We start from the raw sequence: 1,554 nt of genomic DNA on the forward strand, positions 1-1,554 counted from the left end.
GCTGGCGAATCGGTCCGAAGCGCGACAGAAATGCTTGCGTGCGATCAGAATCGCGGAAGCCACGCATTCGGCGCTCGCGTTCACGCGTAGGTTGATGGCTATTTTCGGCACGGTTGTTCACCCGTGCACTGGCCTTGACGAAGACGTGTTTGACGTTTGCCAATTCTGGAATTCCGGCCTTCGCGGCCGGATAACTGCGCAACTGATCGGTGACAATCCTTCGTGGCGCCTCGGGACAGGCGGCCAGCACGCGTTTGAAGAAGCGCTTTGCTGCAGCCTTATCGCGACGTTTCTGCAGCAGGATGTCGAGTTCGGCACCATGCTGGTCGACCGCCCGCCAGAGCAGGTAAGGCTCACCGCGCAACGTAACGAAAACTTCATCAAGATGCCATGTGCTGCCAGGTTTGCGGCGASCAGCCTTGACGGGATGCGCGAAGTCCGCGCCGAATTTGTCGAACCAGCGGCCGATCGTTTTCGTAACTGACGATGACACCGCGCTCGAACAGCAGTTCTTCAATATCACGCAGGCTGAGTTGGAACCGGAAGTACCACCGCACCGCGTGGCTGATGACCGTCGCCGGGAACCGGTGGCCGTGATAAAGCGATTTTGTCTTCTTCATCGCGCCATCTTACGTGACCGCCTCGCCAACGTGACAGAGCCCGACCGACGTCAGCGGTGTTCTGCGCGTCGCTCGCCGATGTATTCGACATCGTGGTTGATCCAGCATGGAGACGCGACCTGCTCGAACTGATGAAACGACTACATCGCATCGATCCGGCGCTCCGCGTCGAAACGAGCCTCCTCGATCGCCTGTTCCTGATTTCTTGCACACGTCTCCTGATTCCTCCAGTAAACGGGGAGCTTAGTCATCGTATATGCCCAGTCCGGCTCTGGTGCAAATAGGGTTGGCGATCGGTTAGAGTTGTCGTAGCAAAACGAACTGATAACCCGCGATGAGCAAGCTGAAGAGTCTGGATGAGTTGTTCGGTGGACGCCATTTTGATCGGGAGATCATCGTTCTGTGTGTTCGCTGGTACCTGCGGTACAAGCTCAGCCTACGCGATCTGGCCGAGATGATGGCCGAACGGGGTTTGTCGCTGGCTCACACGACGATCCTGCGCTGGGTGAGGCGTTATACGCCCGAGTTCGTCAAACGCTGGAACCGCTTCGCTACCCCTGCGGGTCGCTCGTGGCGTGTCGATGAGACCTACCTGACGATTCGTGGCAGGTGGGTCTACCTATACCGGGCGGTCGATCGATCGGGCTGGCCAGACGGTGGACTTCATGCTCAGGGCGAGGCGCGAAGTGGGCGCGGCCAAAGCCTTTTTCAGCAAGGCGATCAGGCATCAGGGCCAGTCGCCGGAGATCATCACGCTCGATGGCTATGCTGCCTCGCACCGCGCGGTGCGCGAGATGATGGTCGATGGTTCGCTGCCTGAAGACACGAAGGTCCGGTCCTCGAAATACCTGAACAACCTGATCGAGCAGGACCATCGCCATATCAAATCCAGAACGAATGTGATGCTCGGCTTCAAACGGTTCAGAAACGCCGC

2 pseudogenes are annotated in these 1,554 nt (G+C 58.4%); one reads left to right on the forward strand and one right to left on the reverse strand.

The features are described 5' to 3' along the window. A pseudogene (locus GCT13_RS47630) lies at window positions 1-620 on the reverse strand (IS6 family transposase); the annotation flags it as partial. Between the two features lie 334 nt (window positions 621-954). Here GCT13_RS47630 and GCT13_RS47640 point away from each other — a divergent pair. Beyond that, window positions 955-1,554, forward strand: a pseudogene (locus GCT13_RS47640) (IS6 family transposase); the annotation flags it as partial.

The organism is Paraburkholderia franconis, from assembly GCF_009362735.1.
Lineage (GTDB): Bacteria > Pseudomonadota > Gammaproteobacteria > Burkholderiales > Burkholderiaceae > Paraburkholderia > Paraburkholderia franconis.